Raw genomic sequence first — 20,275 nt, forward strand, 5'->3', positions numbered from 1 at the left:
GTGGTTTACAGGGAAGGCGAAGGTCGTACCTTAATTGCTATCTATTGCCTGCAGTGGGGTTAAGCGGGACGTATTTGATATTTATAAAGTCAGTTTGAAGGCCTCACCTTCAACGCAACCTATCACCTGCGGTGGGGTTAAGGTCGGCAAACTTGGCGTTTATTAACTGTGTTTGAAACCTTACCTTCTCTGCAACTTATAGCCTGCGGCTCGCTTTTGTGCAGATATAGCTGCTACACGCCGTAAATCCTTCCATGGAGGCTCGACGATGGCATCCCTGCCATCGACGTCCGCAGCTACATCTACACCGGGTCATTTCATCTCTTCGATTTGGCTTTGTTTGTAAGGCTAATGGATTTAGCTTTTGAGGGATTATTTGTTTATAAAGTGCGTTTGAAGTCTAGCCTTCCTTGCCACCTACCACCTGCGGTGGGCTAATGTGCAAACACTATTTTGGCACGCAGCGAGTCCATCCATGGATGCTCTGCGAAATCATCCATGATTTCGAAGGCCAAAATCGTGTTCGCACAAGGTATCTAACGCCTCTTCGATTTGGCTGCTTTTGGTAATCAATTGAGTAAAAAAACATTCCCTAAAGGAGTTTGTTAAGACTGGTACTACAATCACAAGCATTCAGAACAATATGGGTTTTGGTCATAAAAATGGGTTTTGCAATACAACAGTAACCCCCACCAAGATAGAGCGAGATTTCGCTTATTTCATAAGAGGGCTAAGACTTTCTCGCATTCTCCAAAGCGAAAGAAGCCGCCACCCTGAACGGCAACAGGTAACGTTTAATCGAAGAGACGTTTAGATAGGGTGTAAGCACGCTTTTGGCTCTCGGCGGCATGGACGCCGCCGTGAAGCCCACAAGGATGTGCTTGCGGCGGGCCAAAAGAGTGCTTGCACATCCCCCGCCGGGCAGGCGATAGGTTAACCATGCGGCCATGGTGTTAAATCGTTCCGCTAAATAACCGTCTCAACCACAAACTACAATATAAAATATTGAAATATGGCCATTTCTAGTGGCCAACCCCCTCAGTATTTTGGCTGCAAATACTGCAGCGGCGTGCTGCCTGTGTGTTGCTTGAAGAAGGCGATAAAGGCGCTGTCGCTAGAGAAGGCCAAACGGTAGGCGACGTCGTTCACCTGATAGCCGCTGGCGAGCAGGGCGATCGCCTGTTGCAGCCGCCACTGCTGACGCCAGTTTTGATAGGGCATTCCCGTCTGCCTGGTGAAGATGCGGCTGATGGTCTTACTGCTGGCACCCAGTTGCTGCCCTAGCTGCTTGAGGGGCGGAACATCCCATGGCGCACGCTGAAGCTCGGCGAGCCAGGTTTGCAGGCGTCTGTCGCTTGGCATAGGCAACACCAGATGACTCTCCTTAGCCTGGGAAAGCTCCTCGAAGAACAGCTGATAGGTATTCACCATAGCCATCGCCGATTTGTCCCAAGGCCAGAAGGCCATACGCTCCACCAGCGCTTGCAACAGGGGGGTCACTTCGAGGATCTGAATGCGATTGGCAATGCTCCCCGTCAACTGCGGCGCAAAGTAGAGGGAGCGGTAATCTACCACCCGATTCATCACCACGCTGTGACGGCACGCCGGCGGGATCCAGGCGGCACGGGTGGGCGGCAACACACAGTGTAATCCGTCCAGTGTGATGGTCATGCAACCCTGAGGGGCATAGAGCAGCTGCGCCTTGGCATGACTGTGCATGCCCGAATCGTGTTGTCCCAGGCGGGCGGCGATCCCCACCACCTCGGTCTCTATGGCATCGGGATCAAATTTACAGGACTCGTCGATAAACGCCATCTGTCCTCATTTCAACATTTATTGTCTTAATCATATTATTAGGACTATAGCAGAGGCCGTTAGACTGCACATCCTTTCGATGACGATGAGCCTAGCACCATGAAAACTACTCCCTCGATCCCCTTGATGGTGATCCTGATGATGTTTCCCCAGATAGTGGAAACCCTCTACAGCCCTGCACTGCCCCACATTGCCGCGGGCTTTGACGTGCCATTGGCCCTGGCGGGCCAGACGCTATCCATCTATTTCCTGGCCTTCGCCTTCGGCGTGGTGTGCTGGGGAATTCTATGCGACCACCTGGGCAGGCGCCGCACCATGCTGTTGGGGCTGGGGCTCTATGGCATCGCGGCCTTTGCCGCCCTATGGGCGCCCAGTTTCCAATGGCTGCTGGCGATGCGCGCCCTCAGTGCCTTCGGCGCCGCCGTGGGTTCTGTGGTCACCCAGACCATGTTGAGAGACAGCTTCGACGGCACTGCTCTGGCCAAGGTGTTCGCCTATATGGGCATGGGAATCGCCATCAGCCCCGTCGTCGGTATGCTCTCTGGCGGATTACTAACAAGCCTAGGCGGCTACCCCGCAGTATTCTTCACCCTATCTCTGATGGCAGTGTTACTCTACGCCGTCTGTCTGCTGCGCCTGCCCGAGACGCGCCCGGCCACCATGCAGCCTCTTCCTCTTTGGGCGCTCGCCAAGCGCCTGGCGACAGATGGCAATATTTGGCACAACGCCTTGCTGGTCGCGGGTTTCAATGTGTTGCTGTTTAGCTACTACCTACAGGGTCCCTTTGTATTTCAACGTCTGGGATTGAGCACACAGGCCTTTGGCTATAGTGGCATCGCACTGGCAATCGGCACTCTGGTCGGCAGCGCGATCAACAAAACGTTACTGCAGCGGGGGGCTTCGCAGCCTCGTTTGCTAAGGCTAGCCAGCCTGCTGGCCTTAGTCGGCGCTGTTGGGGTGTATCTTAGCGAGACCCATCTTGGCTTCCTGCTACCCATGGTATTGATCGTCGCCGCCTTTGGCATCGCCATTCCCAACATTCTCAGCCAAGCCCTAGTGGAGTATCGCGACCAGGCCGGGGCGGCCGGCGCCCTGTTCGGCCTACTCTATTACTTGCTTATCGCCCTGGGACTGGCCATGGTTAGCCTGGCCGAGCAGCTGGGCGGGCCGCTACTCATCACCAGCCTGCTGCTCAGTCTGGCGATAGGAAGAAAACAGTTTGTAGAAATGGTGCGCTGAGCACTAAGCTATGCTTCACTCACCGTGCCAAATGAGTGTTTGCACTTGGGCCTGCCGCAGGCATTAGATTGGCCACCAAGCCTTGCTGTCAAATCACTTGGCCAAACAAGCTTATCAGCCAGAAGCTCAATAGCTAAAGTTCATCACTTCGAACGGCAACAGGTAACGTTTAATCGAAGAGACTTATAGATGCGGGTGTAAACACGCTTTTGGCTCTTGGCGGCATGACCAAAAATGTTCCCTACATTTATTGGCATTCCCTACATCCATGTAGGTCAGTACCGCCGTGAAGCCCACAAGGATGTGCTCAAACAACATCCCTGTTTAACAGCCAGTTCGGCATCCATGCCTCTCGTTCGTGAGCTAGAAGCTGCGCTTCACTCACCGTGTCACAAATGTGTTTGCACTTGGGCCTGCCGCAGCCAATAGATTGACCACCAAGCCATGGTGTCAAATAACTCGGCTAAACAAGCCGTATTAGCCAGAAACTCAATAGCGAAAGCCCAACATCATGCATGTTTACAGTTAACGCTTAATCGAAGAGACGTTTAGATACGGGTGTAAGCACGCTTTTGGCTCTCGGCGGCATGGACGCCGCCGTGAAGCCCACATGGATGATGAGATGGACACCTCTTGTGAAGTCGGCGTCAAAAGCGCCATATTGAATTTACAAGGTTCAATGTCAACAAAAGGTGTCCACTATGAAAGTTACTCTAATTGGTATCGATTTGGCAAAAAATGTTCTTCAGGTTTGCGGTGTCAATCAAGTCGGTAAAACGCTCTTTAATCGCACCGTTAAACGCACTCAACTGTTGAAAACGCTCGTTCAGTATCCAGATGCAGTGATTGCCATGGAAGCCTGTAGTGGCTCAAATTATTGGGGCCGAGAGCTGTTGTCGCGTGGATTTGAGGTAAAACTTATCCCACCACAGCATGTGAAGCCCTTCGTGAAAGGCAATAAAAATGACCGCAATGATGCCTTTGCAATCTGTGAGGCTGCGATGCGCCCCAACATTATCTTCGTTAAGCCAAGAACCTTAGCGCAGGTCGATATCATTATTTCCCATCGAATTCGCGAGCGTCGTATTCGTGTCAGAACCGCGTTGACCAATCAAATACGTGGATTGTTGAGTGAATACGGCATTGTTATTCCCAAAGGCCGCGACCCGCTCAACCTTGCTCTACCTGAGTTACTCGAAGATGCCGATAACTCACTAACCACCACCGCCCGCAGGTATATCAGAGAGTTACTTGATGAGCTATATGCCATCAATGCTTCGATTAAAGCACTGGAAAAAGAGATTCGACTACAGGCAAGAAATCATGAAGATACCAAGCGGTTAACCGCCATACGAGGTGTCGCTGAAATTATTGCTACGGCGTCGGTATCGTTCGCTGGTGATGGTTCTGGGTATCAAAATGGGCGACATTTCTCGGCAAATTTGGGGCTGGTACCGAAAGAATTCTCAAGTGGTGGAAAACAGAAATTAGGAGCTATCACCAAGCGGGGAAACAGCTATCTAAGACGACAGCTGATTCAAGGTGCTTGGTCTGTCATACGCTATGCAAAGAATAATGACGACAGGTTATCTGTCTGGGCAAGAAAGGTCATTGAACGAAGAGGCAAACAGAAAGCGGCGGTAGCTGTGGCCAACAAACTCGCCAGGATAATTTGGGCGATGCTTTACTACAAAACGGAGTACAGACCTAGCTAAACAACAAGAACAATTACATACCCTAAAAACCGAACACAATTAATGAAGTAACAGGTAATACCGGCCTTCGTAAATGCTGAGAGAGCACAAGGTGTTGTAACACCGAACGGACGATAAGCAGCGAAGGCGCGGTTCTCATTAAGGCCAGAGCACAATGATGCTCACAAACAGGTCGGATATACGTACGCAGTATTACTTTCTGTTACTCACAAAATGTTTGATCTATCCGAGGTGTCCATATATGTGCTTGTGGTGTGCCAAAAGAGTGCTTGCACATCCCTCGCCGGGCAGGCGATAGGTTAACCATGCGGCCATGGTGTCAAATAACTCTGCCAAACAAGCGTATCAGCCAGAAGCTCAATAGCTAAAACCCTGCACATTGACCGCCGAGCAGGCGATAGATAAACCACCAAGCCATGGTGTCAAATAACTCAGCTAAATACCTATATCATCTACGCCCCCTAAGGAATCCACCTAGAAGCCAGGACTGAATATCTGGCCAGCTAACGCCAGATACAAAAAACCCCGGCCATCTGCATGGTCGGGGCTTTGGGCTAATCGACTGCACCTAAAAGGTGCGGGTCAGATTAAGCGTCTTTCGAGGCGCGGCTGGCACGCTTACGATCGTTTTCGGTCAGGTGACGCTTACGCACGCGGATGCTCTGCGGAGTCACTTCTACCAATTCGTCGTCATCGATAAACTCGAGCGCCTGCTCTAGGGTCATCTGGATGTGCGGTGTCAGTACCTGAGCTTCGTCGGTACCAGAGGCACGCATGTTGGTCAGCTGCTTACCCTTCAGACAGTTAACTGTCAGGTCGTTGGCACGAGAGTGGATACCCACTACCTGGCCTTCATAAACTTCTGCCGCGTGACCGATCATCAGACGACCACGGTCTTGCAGACCGAACAGGGCGAAGGTCAGTGCCTTACCGGTAGCGTTAGAGATCAACACACCGTTCTGACGTTGACCGATATCGCCACCCTTCACTGGACCATAATGGTCGAATGAGTGGTAGATAAGACCTGTACCAGAAGTGGCTGTCATAAACTCGGTTTGGAAACCGATCAGGCCACGGCTAGGAATGATGAAGTCGATACGCACACGGCCTTTACCGTCTGGCTGCATGTCGCGCATGTCCGCCTTACGGGTACCTAGCTTCTCGATCACCGCACCTTGGTGCTCTTCTTCAACGTCAACGGTCAGCGTCTCGTATGGCTCGCACTTCTCGCCGTCGATCTCTTTAACGATAACTTCAGGACGCGATACGGCCAGCTCGTAGCCTTCACGACGCATGTTTTCGATAAGGATAGACAGGTGAAGTTCACCACGGCCCGATACGCGGAAACGGTCTGGGCTGTCTGTCTCTTCGACGCGCAGTGCCACGTTGTGTACCAGTTCCTGTTGCAGACGCTCAAGGATGTTACGTGAAGTCACGTACTTACCTTCTTTACCAGCGAATGGCGAGGTGTTTACCTGGAAGGTCATGGTCAATGTTGGCTCGTCAACAGACAGAGGTGGCAAGGCTTCGGCGTTGCCCACGGCACATACAGTGTCAGAGATCTTCAGCTCGCCAAGACCTGTGATCGCTACGATGTCGCCGGCATTAGCTTCAGCCACTTCGTGACGGTCCAGACCCATGTAACCAAGTACCTGGCCGATCTTACCGTTACGTGTGGTGCCGTCAGCGCCCACTACGGTAACCTGCTGGTTTACCTTAACGCTGCCGCGCTTGATACGGCCAACGCCGATAACGCCCACGTATGAGTTGTAGTCCAGCTGAGAGATCTGCATCTGGAAGGCACCTTCGGCATCGGCGTCAGGTGAAGATACTTTCTCGACGATGGTCTCGAACAGTGGCGTCATGTCTGCGCCAGTCTCTTCAGGATCCAGAGTCGCGAAACCGTTCAGTGCAGACGCATAAACGATTGGGAAGTCCAGCTGCTCGTCGGTAGCACCCAGGTTGTCGAACAGGTCGAATACTTGATCGATAACCCAATCAGGGCGCGCACCCGGACGGTCGATCTTGTTGATCACTACGATAGGCTTAAGGCCTTGAGCGAAGGCTTTCTTAGTCACGAAACGTGTCTGTGGCATTGGACCATCGACCGCATCAACTAGCAGTAGCACACAGTCAACCATAGAAAGTACACGTTCTACCTCGCCACCGAAATCGGCGTGGCCAGGGGTATCAACGATGTTGATACGGTAATCGTTCCACTTGATGGCAGTATTCTTCGCCAGAATCGTGATTCCACGTTCCTTTTCAAGATCGTTGGAATCCATCACCCGCTCAGCGGCCTCTCCTCGAGTCTCAAGGGTTCCAGACTGTGCCAGCAGCTTATCAACCAGGGTCGTTTTACCATGGTCAACGTGTGCAATAATGGCGATGTTACGTAAATTCTCTAACACGGATAAACCTCTTACCATCGAAAAAATAGGGTATTGATAACAGCCCTAATAATAGCTGTTGCAATAAAAAACGTGCCATTCTACTCTAGCGAGGGGCTCTCGCACAGGATTATTTTTTAGTCAGCTATGAATAGTCATGTTTATATTGGTGCGCACCATATTGGTGAACGCACCATCAAGAGGCATCTATTGCACCTTTATGGTGCAATAACGAGATTCCCGCCACCTACCTTCTTTATTGTTCCCATAAAAATCAATACGTTAAACTTTTGGCACGAGTCTAGCTTTACTCATGCCAGAACCGCGTTGGTCGCAACGCTGAATGATATAAGAAGGGCATCCCCTCTACTCTACTCGGAGACTTTAGAATGTCAGTTGAATCAGTTTTACAACAACTAGAAGAACTTGAAGTTAAGTTTGTTGATTTGCGTTTTACCGATACTAAAGGTAAAGAGCAGCACGTATCTATTCCTGCTCACCAGGTTGATGCCGATTTCTTTGAAGACGGTAAAATGTTCGACGGTTCATCTATTGCTGGTTGGAAAGGCATTAACGAGTCAGACATGGTCCTGATGCCAGACCCAACGACCTTCGTTCTTGACCCATTCACCGAAGAAACCACTGCCCTGATCCGCTGTGACATTCTCGAGCCAGGCACTATGACTGGTTACGACCGCGACCCACGCTCTATCGCTAAGAAAGCCGAAGAGTACATGGTTTCTACCGGCATCGCCGATACCGTACTCATTGGTCCTGAGCCAGAGTTCTTCCTGTTTGATGACGTTAAGTTCGGTACCGACATGTCTGGCTGTTTCGTTAAGCTAGACGCTAAAGAAGCGGCTTGGAACTCAGGCACTCACTACGAAGACGGCAACACAGGTCACCGTCCATTCGTTAAAGGCGGTTACTTCCCAGTAGCACCAGTTGACTCTTCACAAGATCTTCGTAGCGCCATGTGTCTGGTTCTGGAAGAGATGGGTCAAGTGGTTGAAGCTCACCACCACGAAGTGGCGACTGCCGGTCAAAACGAGATCGCGACTCGCTTCAACAAGCTGACTGAAAAGGCTGACGAAATCCAGATCCTTAAGTACGTGGTTCACAACATGGCCCACGCTTACGGCAAGACGGCGACCTTCATGCCTAAGCCAATCGTTGGCGACAACGGTAGCGGTATGCACGTTCACCAATCACTGGCTAAAGATGGTGTCAACCTCTTCTCTGGTGACAAGTATGCGGGTCTGAGTGAGACGGCGCTGTACTACATCGGCGGTATCATCAAGCACGCTCGCGCGCTGAACGCCTTCACTAACCCAAGCACCAACTCGTACAAGCGTCTTGTGCCTCACTTCGAAGCACCAGTCATGCTGGCCTACTCGGCACGTAACCGCTCTGCGTCTATCCGTATCCCAGTAGTACCAAGCCCTAAGGCACGTCGTATCGAGACTCGCTTCCCAGATCCAACGGCTAACCCATACCTGGCGTTCGCTGCACTGCTGATGGCTGGTCTTGACGGTATCCAGAACAAGATCCACCCAGGCGAAGCCATGGACAAAGATCTGTACGATCTGCCAGCGGAAGAAGCGGCTGAGATCCCACAGGTTGCGACCTCTCTTGAGAACGCACTTGAGAACCTGGATGCAGACCGTGAGTTCCTTACCAAAGGCGGCGTATTCTCTGATGACTTCATCGATTCTTACATCGCACTGAAGACTGCAGAAGCAGAGAAAGTGGCTCGCACCACTCACCCAGCAGAATTTGAGCTGTACTACAGCCTATAATCCTTGCCTGTAAGCTAGGATTAGTGCTCAAAGAAGCCGCCACTTAAGGCGGCTTTTTTATGGCTTTCAAAAACGACTTCATCGACTCTTACATCGCGCTGAAGACTGCTGAAGCTTAGAGTCTGGTTCGCACCACTCACCAAGCCGAGTTCGAACTGTACTAATACCTGTAAGCCTGTGATCCTTGCCGCTAAGCTTGGATTAGTGCTCGAAGAAGCCGCCACTTAAGGCGGCTTTTTTATGCCCTTTTACCGGCAGATAAACTTGGCTTAAGCGCCTGACGTCGGGCATAAAATTGATTTAACTTTATGGCCAAACTGCTATCATGATCACGCCGAATCACTTACTTTAGAATCCCATTATGTCTAGCCGCGATCCCTTCCAGTCTTTCACCTGGCACAGCGATATTTTTAGCTGTCAGAGCAATGATATCAGCAGCTTCTATGCCCGCTTAGAAGAGCAGGCCAGCCGCCTCGGGCTACAGGCGCGCAAGCTGGGTGATGCCGGTCCGCATCCGCTGGAACTGTATCAGTCGCCGGCGCAGAAGGCAGATCAGCCATCTATTTTGATCAGCGCCGGCTTTCATGGCGAAGAGGCCGCCGGCCCCTGGGGGCTGCTCTACTTCCTCAACGAACTGGAACCCGAGCTCTTCGGCCAGATCAACCTTAGCCTGCTGCCACTGGTGAACCCCACTGGTTTCAAGCGCGGCCATAGATTCAACAAATTGGGACAAAACCCGAATCGCGGCTTCGTGTTAGAAAACGGCCGTGGCCGTAGCAATCAGGACACCTCTAGCGAGGGCGAGATCCTGCTGGCTCACTCCCAGCTGCTGGCCGCCGCCAGTAAAGATGGCATCCTCACCTGCCATGAAGATGTATTGCTCACAGACACCTACATCTACTCCTTCGAGGCCAACCAGCACCCAGGCCAATTCAGCCGCGAGCTGCGCGACGCCCTGGGGCACTATTTCCCCATCGCCCAGGACGGACTGATCGACGACTGCCCGGTACAAGATGGCATCATCTTCAACCATTTCGACCTCTCCTTCGAGGCCTTCCTGGTACGGCTGGGCGCCAGCGTCGGCGTCTGTAGTGAGACCCCGGGCCAGCAGAGTTTCGATCAACGCATCCTGGCCAACGCCGCCATCATCAAGCGTTTCGTCGAGCTGACATTAGCGAAGCGATAAGGGCATAAGCAAGCGTTAAAAGAATGAGCGAAGCGCTAGAGGCATAAGCTAAGCGATAAGCTCCCCCTTAGATAAAAAAAGCCAGGCACTCGGCCTGGCTTTTTGCTATCTGTTTTACGGTCATTCACTACTGCGGGACTAACGACTGCCGGACTAACGACAACAGGGCTAACGACAGAAAGGCGCCAGGGCCTCAAGCAGCCGCTGCAAATCCTGCTCGCCGTTGTAGATGTGAGGCGAGATCCGCATCCCCTGCTTGCGCACATCCAGGCTGATATCGGCCTGGGTCAACGCTTCGACCACAGCTTGCTGGTCTTCGCCAAAGTCTAAGATGGCAGTGCCGCTACAGCGGGCCGCATCCGAGGGTGAGACCAGAGCATCACCCGCCTGACGCCAGATACGCTGCAGCTGCATCAGGTTGTGCTGACGCACCTTGTCGCTACCCAGCTCGGCAAAATACCCTATGCTGTGGGCCGCAAGGGCGAAAGGCGCCACAGACGGCGTGCCGCCCCAGAACTTGAGCGCCGAGTCATGGTAGCGAAAATCGTGAATGTCGAACTCGAAGGGGTTCTCATGGCTGAACCAACCCACATCCTGGGGTGAGCAATGCACCAGCTGAGCGGCGCTCACCCAGAGGTAGGCCGCCCCCGGCCCGCCGCAGAGCCACTTGACGCTGGAGCCCAACATGAAATCTGGCTTGAGGGCATTAAGATCTAGGGGCAATACCCCGGCGGCCTGGGCCACATCCACCAGAGAGAGCGCCCCCAGCTCGCGCACCTTAGGTATTAGATAATCCAACGGCGCCTGCTGACCCGTATTGGAATAGGCGTGGCTGATAAACACCAGATCGATATCGTCGGTCAGATGTGCCTGCCACACCTCGGCCAGACTCACATCCAGATTAGCCGGGATGAAACGTATCTCAGCCTCAGGCAGCGCCTGACGTAAGGCAAAGCCCATGCTGGGGAAATCATTCTCGCTCATCAGGATCACGGCGCCGGGGCGGCGCAGCCTTGAATGGGACTGCACCAATTTAGTGAGACCGCTGGAAAGGTTAACCTGAGGGCAAAACAGCCGGGTCTCGCTGTTGAACAGCCTAGCGAGCTGGACGCGAAAATCCTCCACCACAGAGAGCCAGTCGCCCCAGGGCTCTCGCCCCGAGCCCTGCCAGGGCAGGAAGAAACGCTCGTCGAACGCCTGGCGCAGACTCTGCAGCGGCCTGCCCACCGAGTGGTTGAGCAGGTAGACCGACTTTGGCATCACAAAATCATTCTGGTACATGGCTTATCCCTCTAGGCTGGCGCGCAGCCTGGCGATGTCGTCGAAACGGGTGCGTATGTCATCGCGCTTGGCGGCGGCGCGTCTGTCTCTGAGTTTCTCCAGCGCCCCCAGCAGCACAGGCAGCGGCGGGCCACTGGCGGTAACCTTGTCGATATGCTGGCTCTCCATCTGCTTGGCAGGCTGAGCGATATACTTCTCCACCAGCTGATCATGGTGTTGTATCGCCCCCTGGCCATGGGCCTCACACACCCGCAGGAACTGCGCTAGATTCTCCTGGTACCAGGGCTGGTCACGCATCTCTATGGCGGCGAGGAAATCGTCCATCAGGCTGGTGCGGCGCATGCAGTCACGCAAGATGCGCTGATCTTCCGGCATCATGTAGAGGAACTTATCCACCAGCAGTTGAGAGTAGGCCGACTCGTTGGCGAAGCAGAGCCCCAGCTGCAGATCGATCACATTGATGCCGGCAAAGTCACCGGCATTGGCGCCGCGATACACCTGCTGGCCGACGCGATAGGGCTTGTAATAGGGACGCACGCTGTTAAAAAACGCCTGAGTGTCGAGGCGCTCGAATAGCGTCTGATTGGAGGCGATCACCTGCTGAAGCGCCACCAGGGCGACCTCTAACAACTCGGCGGTCATGGGGTGGGAGATCCCCAGGGGCTGGATCTTCAGCAGGGCATCGGCCGCCCGCTTGTAGGCGAGGATCCCCTTGGTGTTGTAGTCGACGAACAGCTTCTCGTCGTCGAGATCGGTAAAGCGCTTATAGAGGCCGTTAACGGCGCGATTGTGAGTAGTCAGATGGGCGGTGGCAAAGCGCGGCGTCACCCCGATGGAGGCGCCTATATGCATGGCCAAGGCCGAGGCCTCCAACAGCGGCGAGCTGGTTTCGCGGCTCGGCTCGGTGATCTCGTGGCGACGGCAAGCCGCCATGTAGAGGCCCACGTTACCCAGCAGATCGAAGGCCGCATCGAAACCCTCGTCGGTATTGCCCTCATCCAGCAGCGCCTTGATGAGCGTCCGGCCTTCGGCCTCCAGCCGTGCCTTAAGCTCGTCGCCTATGCCCACCACGTTAGCGGGATCGCTCTGCTGCATGTAGAGGCGCTCCAGCGCCGAGTTAATCTCGACAAACTCCTGCCTGATCCAGTGATCGAAGGCCGCGACATCTTGACTCATAGGGTAGGTATCTCTTGGTTATTTTAATAATGACTCAATAAGCTACCACTAAGCCATTAGCGCAAACCTGCAATATCAATCCGGCAAACAGAGATTTTTTAGTGGATTCCGATAAAAATAACCACTTTAATAAGCTTATCCAACAAACTGACGTTAGAACCCAACCGAGGGACAAGAGATCTAAGCGATGAAACTGGATAGCAAAGACAAGCAGATCTTAAGCATACTGCAGGAGGAGGGACGCCTGCCCGTGGCCGAGTTGGCCAATCGGCTCAACCTCTCCGACACCCCCTGTCTGCGGCGCATCAAGAAGCTGGAGCAGGCGGGCTTTATTCAAGGCTACAGCGCCAGGCTCGACCCTAAGTCGCTGGCACTCAATGTGATTGTCTACGCCTTCGTGCGCCTCACCGAGAACTCCGCCGCCTATGGTGAACAGTTCGAGCAGGAGATGAGCCGTCTGCCTCAGGTGCAGGAATGCTCGGTGATCACCGGCGCTCACGACTACCTACTCAAGATAGTCGCCCACGATCTGCTGGAGTATGAAGGCTTCGTCAAACACTCACTGGGCGGCCTCAAGTGTATTGCCAGCATAGAGTCGACCGTAGTGCTGAAACAGACCTTCTCCCGTCATCAACTACCAATCACTTAGGCCCTGATGCTTTTTACCGCGAAAGCGACTAATCTGTAGCAAAGACAAGGTATAAAAGGAATGCTTATGCGCCCGATATTGCTGTTTACCCTGCTGTTAATGACCCTTGGGGCTCAGGCAGCCATCTATAAATGGGTCGACAAGGATGGCAAGGTTCACTACTCGGATACCCCGGTAGAAAACTCCACCCAGGTCGAGTTTAAGGAAAATACCGAAAATCAGATCAAGCTGCCGCCTCCCGCGGTACGCGAGCCGCTGACCCCCGCCAAGGAGGAGCCTAAGGAGCTCTACAAGCTGAGCATCTCCAGCCCCAGCGAAGAGGAGACCCTGAGGGACAATAACGGCAATATCACAGTGATCGGCTCCATCACCCCAGATCTCGCCGCCGGTCATGTGCTGGTGCTCCTGATGGATGGCAAGGTGGTCAGCACGCCTCAGGCGAGCCCGGTATTTACGCTGGAGAATGTGGATCGCGGCGAGCACAAGTTTGAAATCAAGGCGTTGGCACAAAACGGCAAACAACTTGCATCGACCCCCCCTAGAACCGTATTTCTTCACCGGGCGACCATAAATGCGATTCCTAGGGCGACCCCTCTCGGGGGCGGTTAAAAATTTATATCTTAATTTTTAGCAACTTAGAAAATCACATCTCAAAACAATCCCGGTGAAGATAGCTTGCAGCGTGCACCAAATTGGTGCACCATTATGGTGCAACCTACTTCCCGGGAGTCGTAAATGAACACAGACCCTCTGCTCAATCATCTGGTGACGGCCGTACTCGTCATCTCAGATGATCTCAAGCTGTGCTATGCCAATAGCGCGGCCGAGCAACTGCTTGGGTTAGGCAGTCACCGCCTCACGGAACACAACCTGTTAGACTGCTGCCAGCTGCTGAGCATAGATCATCAACTGCTGCGCACCGCCATTCGCGAACACCAAGGCCTGACGGTCAACACCGCCAACCTGGTGACCCTGGACGGTCAGGGTCACACGGTCGACATGACACTCACCCCGCTTGAAGCCCAGCCGGATCAACCCGAGCAGGGGGTGCTGGAGCTGCGCCAGGTGGATCAGCAAAGGCGAATACATCAGCAGCTGACCCTGGATGCCCAGCAACAGGCGGCCCAATATCTGGTGCGTAACCTGGCCCATGAGATCAAAAACCCCCTGGGCGGCCTCAGAGGCGCGGCCCAGCTGCTGTCCCGCGAGCTGGAAGACGCCGACCAGCGCGAATTTACCGACCTCATCATAGAGCAGGCCGATCGGCTGAGAAACCTGGTGGACCGGCTGCTTGGCCCGCAGAAACCCACCGAGCACAGCCTGCACAACATCCATGCTGTGATCCAGAAGGTGCTCAAGCTGGTAAGCGTCACCCTGCCGGGCAATATCCACCTGATCCAGGACTATGACCCCTCGATCCCGGATATCGAGATGGATCAAGAGCAGCTGCAGCAGGCGGTACTCAATATAGTGCAGAACGCCATCCAGGCGCTGGAGACAGTGGAAGACGGCGGCGAGATCCGCATCAAGACCCGCACCCAGCACCAGGTCACCATAGGCACTACACGCCACAAGCTGGTGCTGGCGCTCTCCATCATAGACGATGGCCCGGGGATCCCACCCGAGCTGATGGATACCCTCTTCTACCCTATGGTCACGGGCAGGGAGCAGGGATCCGGACTTGGGCTCTCGATCGCCCATAACTTTGCCAGACTCCACGGCGGACGCATCGACTGCGCCTCCGTGCCGGGCAAGACAGAATTTACCATACTGCTGCCGCTCAAGAGCTAGCGTAGGTGACCTTAGAGCATTCAACTTAAGAGAGTAGGTGTATGACAGAAAAAGTTTGGGTTCTCGATGATGATAGTTCGATACGTTGGGTCGTCGAACGGGCGCTCAAGGGCGCCAAGATAAGCTGCGCCAGCTTCGCCGCCGCCGAATCCCTGTGGCAGGCATTGGAACAGACCCAACCCCAGGTGATCATCTCGGATATCCGTATGCCGGGTACCGATGGCCTGACCCTGCTGGATCGCCTGCAGCTGCACTATCCCCATATTCCCGTGATCATCATGACGGCCCATTCCGACCTCGACAGCGCCGTCAGCGCCTATCAGGCGGGAGCCTTCGAGTATCTGCCCAAGCCATTCGATATCGACGAGGCGATCGGCCTGGTGGAGCGTGCCCTGAGCCATGCCAAGGAGCAGTCACCCAAGGTCATTAGCCAGCCCGAAGTCAAGGCACCGGAGATCATCGGCGAGGCACCTGCCATGCAGGAGGTATTTCGCGCCATCGGCCGCCTGTCACGCTCCTCCATCAGCGTGTTGATCAACGGTCAGTCGGGCACGGGTAAGGAGCTGGTCGCCGGTGCCCTGCATAAACACAGTCCGCGCAAGGACAAGCCCTTCATCGCCCTCAACATGGCGGCGATCCCCAAGGAACTGATCGAATCTGAGCTGTTCGGCCACGAGAAGGGCGCCTTCACCGGCGCCGCCAACGTGCGTCAGGGCCGCTTCGAGCAGGCCGATGGCGGCACACTGTTTCTCGATGAGATCGGCGACATGCCGCTGGATGTGCAGACCCGTTTGCTGCGGGTATTGGCAGACGGTCAGTTCTATCGTATCGGTGGTCACTCGCCGGTGCAGGTGGATGTGCGCATCATAGCCGCGACCCACCAGAACCTGGAGTCTCTGGTAGCCAAGGGGGATTTTCGTGAGGATCTCTTCCACCGCCTCAACGTGATCCGGGTGCATCTGCCGCCGCTATCACAGCGCCGGGAGGATATTCCTCAGCTGGCACGCCACTTCCTGGCTACCGCCGCCAAGGAGATCAGCGTCGAGCCTAAGATACTCACCAAGGCGACCGCCGACACTCTGGCCAGCCTGCCCTGGCCCGGTAACGTGCGTCAGCTGGAAAACACCTGTCGCTGGCTGATGGTGATGGCCTCGGGCCAGGAGATCTTGCCTCAGGATCTGCCGCCTGAGCTGCTGACACCCAGCAACAGCCACGACAGCTCGCCCCAGGCGGGCAGCGGTGGCTGGCAGGAGGCTCTGACCCAGTGGATAGATCAACGCCTGAGCGAAGGCGAGAGCGATCTGCTGACCCAGATACAGCCTGCGTTTGAAAAGATATTGCTAGAGACGGCGCTGAAACACACCAAGGGACACAAACAGGAAGCAGCTAAGCGCCTGGGCTGGGGTCGTAATACCCTGACGCGTAAGCTGAAAGAACTCGAGATGGATTGAGTGAAAGCACCCAGCCTAGGCTGGGTGCTTTGGCGCCTCTTCCGCAGGCGCATTGTTTGCGCTAACAACAACACTCTCAGACTGACACTCGGACTCAATGACTTCACGTGGCATTGCCGCCTGCCATAAAGCCCCTACCCATAAACTTTGATTCGCTTTCATTAACCTTGCCCTCATTTTGCCAACTGGATCAAAGTAATCTTAAGGCGACTATTAGTAAAATGAATAAATAGTATCCCGTGAATGCCAAATTAGAATGAATATACCAATCAAAACCTTACATTATTTTCTCACCCTGGTTGAAACGGGAAATTTTACCCGGGCGGCGGAAAAGTCTTTTATCACCCAGCCAACCCTGAGCAAGATCATCCAGCGACTGGAGGAAAATCTCGGCCAGCAGCTGCTGCACAGGAATAATCAGAAGATAGAGCTAACCCAGGCAGGCATACTGCTGGAGAACAGCGCCCGGGAGATCTTGGGGCAGTGGCACAGGCTGCAGGAAGACCTTACCAACCTGAGCGGCCTCAAGTCTGGACACCTGCGCCTTGGGGTCTGCCCCATGATGAGCAGCCTGATCATCGACCTGCTCACCGCATTTCGTCAACAATATCCGGGCATAGAACTACAGATGTATGAATATGGCGGCTTCGGCTGCGAGCAGGCGCTGCTTAACAACAGCCTGGATATCGCCTTCACCGCCCTGCCTACCACCCATGATATCGAGCTGGCCAACCGCGCCCTCACCCGCTATCCGCTGCTGGCCTGCCTGCCCAAGGACCATGCCCTCGCCCAACAGGAAGCGGTGACCTGGCAGGACTTCGAGGCCTACCCCTTCATCCTCTACAACGAGGACTTCTCGTTGGCCAAGCTGATCACCCGCCTGAGTCACAAGGCTGGCGTGCAGCTCAACATCGCCTTTCGCAGTGGCCAGTGGGACTTTCTGGCGACCATGGTGGAGGCCCAGATGGGGGTCGCTATACTGCCCGAGCCTATCTGCCACAAGTTGCAGGGCAGCGAGCTGGTCTTCAAGCCTATTCGTCCCAATCTCACCTGGGATCTGGCGCTGATCTGGCGCAAAGACCTGCCGCTGACACCGGCGGCCCAGGCGCTCTTGGATCTCAGCGAGCAGGCCCATCTGCACCCTTGATAGCGGTCAAAATCTACCGGATTTTCAGCCAGCAAAACTAGGTAAGCAGTTATCTAAAACTGAGAAGCGGGTCGCCGACAGATAAAATCACTGGTGATGAGTCTGACGGCGCCCGCTTGCACAACAAAGGTTCAATTTTTTTCGCGCGTTATTCAAACGCGGGCCATGGCCGCTGACGCACCATAATTAGGTGCGCACCTTTTTGTTTAAAACAATCAACCACCTAAGCTTAGTTTAACTGGTACTAAAGTACCGTTAAAAAGCCTTGCCGCCTCACTTTCCTGCCGTTAGTTTCCCTTAAGAGGTCTGACGTCCGACGTCTGACCTCTGTGTCTGAATATTTAAAACCCTGAGTAACTAAAGCCTGAGTAACTGACACCTGAGTAGCTAACACCTAGTTACTGAAACTGGTGATTGAAACCAGGTAACAAAACCTAAAACAACATCAAATAAGAGAAATAAGCCAATGAAGATCTATAAAAAGCTCATGATGCTGGGTCTGTTTGCTGTCAGCCCATTGACTTATGCCGCTTCCGGACTCGTGTTTATCCATGGTACCGGGCATCAGACAGATGCGCTGTCGGACTATTGGACACGGGAATTTGTCGACTCCGTCCGCCAGGGGGCTGCCTCGCCCGATAACTATCTGGTGATCAACTGCGATTTCGACCAATACATGTGGGATGACGCCGCCGCGGGCTGTCTGGCCGGGCAACTCACCCAGTTTATCGAGAGTAAAAACATTAACGATCTTACCCTGCTGACCCACTCTAACGGCGGCAACGTGGTGCGCTGGATCCTCTCCAACCCCACCTGGGACAGTCGCTATCCCAAGATCATCAACGCCACCTCCAGGGTGATCGCCCTGGCGCCTTCAAGCGGCGGCACGCCACTGGCCGATGCAGTCACCCAGGGCAATGTGTTCGAGACCTCTCTGGGTTGGCTGCTGGGCTATGGCAGCGATGCGGTGAAACAGCAGCAGGTGAGCTGGATGAGCAGCTATAACAACAGCTGGCTCTATGGCACCTCGGGTCGCCCTGCGCTGCCCTCGCCCTTCGAGGTCGTGGTGGGCTCAGATGTCGACTCCGCCTTCTGGGACGGCGACAGCTACTGCGCCGGCTATCAGTATCAGGTGGCGCTTGAGACTACACAAAACTGGCTCGACGACTGCTCGGACGGTTTCCTGGAGTGTCAGTCGCAATCGGCTGCGGGCACAGTCTGGTTCAAAGACATTCAGCGCACCGCCGGTAAGGAACCTCTGAGCCATCAGCAGAGCCGCCGCGCCTGCTTCAACCTCGACACCCTGATCCGCGACCATATCTAGGAGCCATAAGATGAAACCATCAATTAAAATGGCGAGTGTGTTCGCCCTGTCCGCCCTGTTGAGCGCCTGTCAAAACGACGAACCTCAGGCAGAAAATACCCCACAGGCCAGCGCAATGACAGTCACTCAGGTGACCCTGCTGGCACCCACCTCTGAGGATCTCACCATAGATACCCTGGCCACCACAGAGCTGCCAGCGGTCAACGGCAATCGCGGCGGCGTCAGTTTTAGCGCGCCCATGGGTGCCACGGTCCAGATCCAGGCCCCAAGCCAGCTTGATCAGAGCAGTAGCGATCAGTATTGGCGCACCGTGTCGGGCGCCGAGCTGAACAAGGGGATCATGCTGGCGGTCAGCCAGAACGATAGCGTGATCCGGGTGGCGCCGCGGGGCGATGCCAGCTCGGGGGCCCTGCAACACAGCCCGGCTATCTCGCCGGATCAGCTGCGCCTCTACAAGGTCGACAAACAGAGCGTGGATAAGTCGGCATCTATGATCCAATCCATGAGCGACCCACAGGCGATGGCGACGGCTGGCATAGTCGATGATTCCAGTGCCTTGAGGCTCTCCAAGCAGGCGACGCCCGGCGTGTATCAGCTACAGGTGGTTAGGCCCCTTGGGGCCAACGACAGCTATCTGGTTAACGTTAAGGAGAAGGGCAGCCCCTATCAGCTGGCCCTGTCGGCGCCTAACCGTCTGAGCAGTCAGGCCCCTAAGCTGGCGTTCGATCTTAAGCTGAGCAACAGCGATATCGCTCTTAGCCCGACCGCGACGCTCAAGCAGAGCGATGGTCGCTACCACAGGCTTGCCCTGGTTAAGCAGGGCGATAACTGGCAGGCCCAGCTACCGGATGAGCTGGCGATGCCCAGCAGCAACCTGGGCCTGAGCGAGATCCAGGTCGACGTCGAGACCCGGGTCAATGGCCTACCACTGATCCGCACCGTCAAGACCGCCTTCAAGCAATATGTGCCTGCGGCCAAGCTGTCGGATCAGGCCAGCATCTATTGGCAGGATAACAAGCCGACCCAGGCGGTGTTCGACCTGCAGGTAGCCAGCCCTGGACGCTATCAAGTGTCAGCCGTGTTGGTGGGCACAGATGCTCAGGGTAAGCAGGCCAATATCCTGCGCGCCGAGACGGCCCAGTGGCTGGATGCTGATGGCCAGGTGAGCCTGAGCTTCGACGCCGAGCAGCTCAAGGCCTCGGGTCTGGGCGCTCCCTACGCCATCAAGGCGCTGGAGCTAAAAGATCAGAGCCAGATGGCGCGTCTGAGTTACCTGGGCGAGGCCGCCTCACTCTAGCTATATGCTAAAAGC

15 protein-coding genes are annotated in these 20,275 nt (G+C 54.7%); 11 read left to right on the forward strand and 4 right to left on the reverse strand.

Features of this window, described 5'->3' with window-relative positions; translation table 11 throughout:
* Positions 1-1,038: 1,038 nt before the first annotated feature.
* Positions 1,039-1,815: an AraC family transcriptional regulator gene (locus SHEW_RS18395; protein ID WP_011867345.1), complete on the reverse strand. Its 777-nt coding sequence runs from the start codon at positions 1,813-1,815 to the stop codon at positions 1,039-1,041.
* A gap of 99 nt (positions 1,816-1,914) precedes the next feature.
* Here SHEW_RS18395 and SHEW_RS18400 point away from each other — a divergent pair, with 99 nt between their 5' ends.
* Both SHEW_RS18400 and SHEW_RS18405 read left to right on the forward strand, forming a co-directional pair.
* On the forward strand, positions 1,915-3,054 hold the full coding sequence (locus SHEW_RS18400; RefSeq protein ID WP_011867346.1) for a multidrug effflux MFS transporter: 1,140 nt from the start codon (positions 1,915-1,917) through the stop codon (positions 3,052-3,054).
* 701 nt (positions 3,055-3,755) lie between these two features.
* A complete protein-coding gene (locus SHEW_RS18405) occupies positions 3,756-4,769 on the forward strand; it encodes an IS110-like element ISSlo1 family transposase (protein WP_011864733.1) in 1,014 nt (337 codons plus the stop codon).
* Positions 4,770-5,356: 587 nt separating this feature from the next.
* Here the strand turns inward: SHEW_RS18405 and typA are convergent.
* Complete coding sequence (typA, locus tag SHEW_RS18410; RefSeq protein WP_011867347.1) at positions 5,357-7,180, reverse strand: translational GTPase TypA; 1,824 nt, start codon at positions 7,178-7,180, stop codon at positions 5,357-5,359.
* A 368-nt stretch (positions 7,181-7,548) separates the two neighbouring features.
* Here typA and glnA point away from each other — a divergent pair, with 368 nt between their 5' ends.
* Positions 7,549-8,958, forward strand: a complete 1,410-nt coding sequence (glnA, locus tag SHEW_RS18415; RefSeq protein WP_011867348.1) for a glutamate--ammonia ligase — start codon at positions 7,549-7,551, stop codon at positions 8,956-8,958.
* A gap of 361 nt (positions 8,959-9,319) precedes the next feature.
* On the forward strand, positions 9,320-10,144 hold the full coding sequence (locus SHEW_RS18420; protein WP_011867349.1) for an N-acetyl-ornithine deacetylase: 825 nt from the start codon (positions 9,320-9,322) through the stop codon (positions 10,142-10,144).
* A 168-nt stretch (positions 10,145-10,312) separates the two neighbouring features.
* Here SHEW_RS18420 and SHEW_RS18425 read toward each other — a convergent pair whose 3' ends face one another.
* Positions 10,313-11,425, reverse strand: a complete 1,113-nt coding sequence (locus tag SHEW_RS18425) for an aminotransferase class V-fold PLP-dependent enzyme (RefSeq protein WP_011867350.1) — start codon at positions 11,423-11,425, stop codon at positions 10,313-10,315.
* Between the two features lie 3 nt (positions 11,426-11,428).
* Positions 11,429-12,601, reverse strand: coding sequence for a PrnB family protein (locus tag SHEW_RS18430; RefSeq protein WP_011867351.1), 1,173 nt, complete (start codon positions 12,599-12,601; stop codon positions 11,429-11,431).
* Positions 12,602-12,788: 187 nt separating this feature from the next.
* Between SHEW_RS18430 and SHEW_RS18435 the strand changes: the two genes are divergently transcribed.
* From SHEW_RS18435 to SHEW_RS18465, 7 genes are all read left to right on the forward strand, one after another.
* Positions 12,789-13,250: an Lrp/AsnC family transcriptional regulator gene (locus SHEW_RS18435; RefSeq protein WP_011867352.1), complete on the forward strand. Its 462-nt coding sequence runs from the start codon at positions 12,789-12,791 to the stop codon at positions 13,248-13,250.
* A 66-nt stretch (positions 13,251-13,316) separates the two neighbouring features.
* Positions 13,317-13,859, forward strand: a complete 543-nt coding sequence (locus SHEW_RS18440; protein WP_041406773.1) for a DUF4124 domain-containing protein — start codon at positions 13,317-13,319, stop codon at positions 13,857-13,859.
* Positions 13,860-13,985: 126 nt separating this feature from the next.
* The gene (glnL, locus tag SHEW_RS18445) at positions 13,986-15,041 is read left to right on the forward strand and encodes a nitrogen regulation protein NR(II) (RefSeq protein WP_011867354.1); all 1,056 of its coding nucleotides are present in this window, start codon (positions 13,986-13,988) and stop codon (positions 15,039-15,041) included.
* 41 nt (positions 15,042-15,082) lie between these two features.
* Positions 15,083-16,492, forward strand: a complete 1,410-nt coding sequence (gene glnG / locus SHEW_RS18450) for a nitrogen regulation protein NR(I) (RefSeq protein WP_011867355.1) — start codon at positions 15,083-15,085, stop codon at positions 16,490-16,492.
* Between the two features lie 256 nt (positions 16,493-16,748).
* The gene (locus tag SHEW_RS18455) at positions 16,749-17,639 is read left to right on the forward strand and encodes a LysR family transcriptional regulator (protein WP_011867356.1); all 891 of its coding nucleotides are present in this window, start codon (positions 16,749-16,751) and stop codon (positions 17,637-17,639) included.
* A 466-nt stretch (positions 17,640-18,105) separates the two neighbouring features.
* Positions 18,106-18,963 (forward strand): lipase family protein, encoded by an 858-nt coding sequence (locus tag SHEW_RS18460; protein ID WP_011867357.1) that lies wholly within the window; start codon positions 18,106-18,108, stop codon positions 18,961-18,963.
* Between the two features lie 10 nt (positions 18,964-18,973).
* The gene (locus tag SHEW_RS18465) at positions 18,974-20,260 is read left to right on the forward strand and encodes a DUF4785 domain-containing protein (protein WP_011867358.1); all 1,287 of its coding nucleotides are present in this window, start codon (positions 18,974-18,976) and stop codon (positions 20,258-20,260) included.
* The last annotated feature ends 15 nt before the right edge of the window (positions 20,261-20,275 follow it).

The sequence above is a fragment of the Shewanella loihica PV-4 genome, from assembly GCF_000016065.1.
GTDB classification, from domain to species: domain Bacteria; phylum Pseudomonadota; class Gammaproteobacteria; order Enterobacterales; family Shewanellaceae; genus Shewanella; species Shewanella loihica.

What these genes read in the sequence shown, in the direction of transcription:
- SHEW_RS18395 (WP_011867345.1), bottom strand. Translation starts at nt 1,815, where the DNA reads ATGGCGTTTATCGACGAGTCCTGTAAATTTGATCCCGATGCCATAGAG.
- SHEW_RS18400 (WP_011867346.1), top strand. Translation starts at nt 1,915, where the DNA reads ATGAAAACTACTCCCTCGATCCCCTTGATGGTGATCCTGATGATGTTT.
- SHEW_RS18405 (WP_011864733.1), top strand. Translation starts at nt 3,756, where the DNA reads ATGAAAGTTACTCTAATTGGTATCGATTTGGCAAAAAATGTTCTTCAG.
- glnA (WP_011867348.1), top strand. Translation starts at nt 7,549, where the DNA reads ATGTCAGTTGAATCAGTTTTACAACAACTAGAAGAACTTGAAGTTAAG.
- SHEW_RS18420 (WP_011867349.1), top strand. Translation starts at nt 9,320, where the DNA reads ATGTCTAGCCGCGATCCCTTCCAGTCTTTCACCTGGCACAGCGATATT.
- SHEW_RS18425 (WP_011867350.1), bottom strand. Translation starts at nt 11,425, where the DNA reads ATGTACCAGAATGATTTTGTGATGCCAAAGTCGGTCTACCTGCTCAAC.
- SHEW_RS18430 (WP_011867351.1), bottom strand. Translation starts at nt 12,601, where the DNA reads ATGAGTCAAGATGTCGCGGCCTTCGATCACTGGATCAGGCAGGAGTTT.
- SHEW_RS18435 (WP_011867352.1), top strand. Translation starts at nt 12,789, where the DNA reads ATGAAACTGGATAGCAAAGACAAGCAGATCTTAAGCATACTGCAGGAG.
- SHEW_RS18440 (WP_041406773.1), top strand. Translation starts at nt 13,317, where the DNA reads ATGCGCCCGATATTGCTGTTTACCCTGCTGTTAATGACCCTTGGGGCT.
- glnL (WP_011867354.1), top strand. Translation starts at nt 13,986, where the DNA reads ATGAACACAGACCCTCTGCTCAATCATCTGGTGACGGCCGTACTCGTC.
- glnG (WP_011867355.1), top strand. Translation starts at nt 15,083, where the DNA reads ATGACAGAAAAAGTTTGGGTTCTCGATGATGATAGTTCGATACGTTGG.
- SHEW_RS18455 (WP_011867356.1), top strand. Translation starts at nt 16,749, where the DNA reads ATGAATATACCAATCAAAACCTTACATTATTTTCTCACCCTGGTTGAA.
- SHEW_RS18460 (WP_011867357.1), top strand. Translation starts at nt 18,106, where the DNA reads ATGAAGATCTATAAAAAGCTCATGATGCTGGGTCTGTTTGCTGTCAGC.
- SHEW_RS18465 (WP_011867358.1), top strand. Translation starts at nt 18,974, where the DNA reads ATGAAACCATCAATTAAAATGGCGAGTGTGTTCGCCCTGTCCGCCCTG.